This window comes from Bifidobacterium callitrichidarum (assembly GCF_003129905.1).
In the GTDB taxonomy this organism is placed as follows: Bacteria; Actinomycetota; Actinomycetes; order Actinomycetales; family Bifidobacteriaceae; genus Bifidobacterium; species Bifidobacterium callitrichidarum.
Map to the genome: position 1 here is coordinate 3,649 of NZ_QFFM01000049.1, position 1,757 is coordinate 5,405.

General features: G+C 57.4%; 1 rRNA gene. It reads right to left on the reverse strand.

The annotated features are described in order from the left end of the window. Positions 1-15 precede the first annotated feature (15 nt). Positions 16-1,542: ribosomal RNA gene (locus DF196_RS13000) — 16S ribosomal RNA — on the reverse strand. Between the last annotated feature and the right edge of the window lie 215 nt (positions 1,543-1,757).

Sequence of the window (1,757 nt, forward strand, 5' to 3'; positions counted from 1 at the left end):
CTGAATACTCCGTAGAAAGGAGGTGATCCAGCCGCACCTTCCGGTACGGCTACCTTGTTACGACTTAGTCCCAATCACGAGCCTCACCTTAGACGGCTCCCCCCTCCAAGGAGGTTAGGCCACCGGCTTCGGGTGCTGCCCACTTTCATGACTTGACGGGCGGTGTGTACAAGGCCCGGGAACGCATTCACCGCGACGTTGCTGATTCGCGATTACTAGCGACTCCGCCTTCACGCAGTCGAGTTGCAGACTGCGATCCGAACTGAGACCGGTTTTCAGGGATCCGCTCCGACTCGCGTCGTCGCATCCCGTTGTACCGGCCATTGTAGCATGCGTGAAGCCCTGGACGTAAGGGGCATGATGATCTGACGTCATCCCCACCTTCCTCCGAGTTAACCCCGGCGGTCCCCCGTGAGTTCCCATCATTACATGCTGGCAACACGGGGCGAGGGTTGCGCTCGTTGCGGGACTTAACCCAACATCTCACGACACGAGCTGACGACGACCATGCACCACCTGTGAACCCGCCCCGAAGGGAGGTGACATCTCTGCCACTGTCGGGAACATGTCAAGCCCAGGTAAGGTTCTTCGCGTTGCATCGAATTAATCCGCATGCTCCGCCGCTTGTGCGGGCCCCCGTCAATTTCTTTGAGTTTTAGCCTTGCGGCCGTACTCCCCAGGCGGGATGCTTAACGCGTTGGCTCCGACACGGAACACGTGGAACGTGCCCCACATCCAGCATCCACCGTTTACGGCGTGGACTACCAGGGTATCTAATCCTGTTCGCTCCCCACGCTTTCGCTCCTCAGCGTCAGTAACGGCCCAGAGACCTGCCTTCGCCATTGGTGTTCTTCCCGATATCTACACATTCCACCGTTACACCGGGAATTCCAGTCTCCCCTACCGCACTCCAGCCCGCCCGTACCCGGCGCAGATCCACCGTTAAGCGATGGACTTTCACACCGGACGCGACGAACCGCCTACGAGCCCTTTACGCCCAATAATTCCGGATAACGCTTGCACCCTACGTATTACCGCGGCTGCTGGCACGTAGTTAGCCGGTGCTTATTCAACAGGTACACTCACTTAACGCTTGCTCCCTGCTAAAAGAGGTTTACAACCCGAAGGCCTCCATCCCTCACGCGGCGTCGCTGCATCAGGCTTGCGCCCATTGTGCAATATTCCCCACTGCTGCCTCCCGTAGGAGTCTGGGCCGTATCTCAGTCCCAATGTGGCCGGTCGCCCTCTCAGGCCGGCTACCCGTCGAAGCCATGGTGGGCCGTTACCCCGCCATCAAGCTGATAGGACGCGACCCCATCCCACGCCGCAAAAGCTTTCCCACAATCGCATGCGCTCATGTGGAACATCCGGCATTACCACCCGTTTCCAGGAGCTATTCCGGAGCATGGGGCAGGTCGGTCACGCATTACTCACCCGTTCGCCACTCTCACCAAACAGCAAGCTGCTCGGATCCCGTTCGACTTGCATGTGTTAAGCACGCCGCCAGCGTTCATCCTGAGCCAGAATCGAACCCTCCACAAAAAAACTTCATGAAAGAGCATCGAAAGATGACTCCAAAAAAGAAAAAGACGAGCGGATTCCTTAAGGAAGGAACCCCACTCACAAAAACCACGCCCCAATCCAACCCGCTAGGGAACCCCACGGCACAAAACCGTCAGGCTTGGGACGCACTGGCAATCATTGACTATAAAGAAGTAGTACAAACACGCTCTTGAGTTCTCAAACCACCACCACAC